This is a genomic window from Shewanella sp. SG41-4, from assembly GCF_014164505.1.
Taxonomy (GTDB): Bacteria; Pseudomonadota; Gammaproteobacteria; order Enterobacterales; family Shewanellaceae; genus Shewanella.
Map to the genome: position 1 here is coordinate 1 of NZ_JACJFI010000648.1, position 1135 is coordinate 1135.

1 protein-coding gene is annotated in these 1135 nt (G+C 36.8%); it reads left to right on the top strand.

Going from position 1 to position 1135, the window contains the following annotated elements; translation table 11 throughout:
• Positions 1-134: 134 nt before the first annotated feature.
• Positions 135-1076, top strand: coding sequence for a chemotaxis protein CheV (locus tag H5202_RS22975; protein ID WP_182774051.1), 942 nt, complete (start codon positions 135-137; stop codon positions 1074-1076).
• Positions 1077-1135: the final 59 nt, after the last annotated feature.

The following is a 1135-nucleotide window of genomic DNA, read 5'->3' on the forward strand; positions in this document are numbered from 1 at the left end:
TACAGATATTTTTTATTTTTTGCGTGATAAATCTAGGTTTAACACTGTTTATTGATATTTTTTAAGTATAATTACTCTTATTAATGATGATACATTTTTGATGTTGCTTATATGTTTGTAGGTGGAATTCGGTTATGAGAAAAGTACTTGATACGGTAGATCAAAGGACTAAGTTAGTTGGTGAGAATCGTCTAGAATTGTTGTTGTTTCGTATTAACTCAACTCAGTTATTTGCCATAAATGTTTTTAAAGTCAAAGAGGTGGTCAAGCTACCTCCGTTGAATATATTACCCGGCAGTAATCATAATATTTATGGTGTAGCGAACATCAGAGGCATGTCGATACCGGTGATTAACTTACGCGAAGCGATTGGTTTTACCGCTATGCCGGTGACAGAGGATAGTAACTTGATTATTACCGAGTACAACCGCAGCGTACAGGGCTTTTTAGTGGGTAAAGTTGAGAATATTATTAACATGACCTGGAGTGATATTATGCCTCCGCCCAAAACATCAGGTGGACATAATTATTTAACCGCGATCACTAAAATTGAAGAACAAGGACAATCTCGATTGGTGTCTATTATTGACGTTGAGAAAGTATTAGCGGAGATTATTGATTACGATGTGAAGCTGTCTGATGGTGTGTTAGATGAAGCGCTCTCTTCTAATATGGTTGGTCGTAAGGTATTAATTGTTGATGATTCGTCAACAGCTCGTAAGCAGGTTAGAGATACATTAACCCAGCTAGGAGTAGAAATTATTGAAGCATCAGATGGTTTGCAAGCGTTACGCTTATTGCAATCATGGGCTGATAAAGGGCTTGATGTTGCAGATGAATTACTCATGATGATTACCGATGCTGAAATGCTAGAAATGGACGGCTATAAATTGACTTTCGAAGTGCGTAATGATCCTCGAATGGCTGCACTATTTATCACTCTAAATACTTCTTTAAGTGGCAGTTTTAATCAAGCTATGGTGAAAAAAGTCGGCTGTAATGAGTTTATCTCTAAGTTCCAGCCTGATTTATTGGTTAGTGTCGTTCAAGATCGTTTAAGAACTATTCTTGGTTAGACTGCAATCGAAAAAGTGATTCGGTAGTTTATTGATCCATATCTTCGATCAATTCATCG

Excerpts from the sequence above, each read along its gene's own strand:
- H5202_RS22975 (WP_182774051.1), top strand. The coding sequence starts at position 135 with ATGAGAAAAGTACTTGATACGGTAGATCAAAGGACTAAGTTAGTTGGT.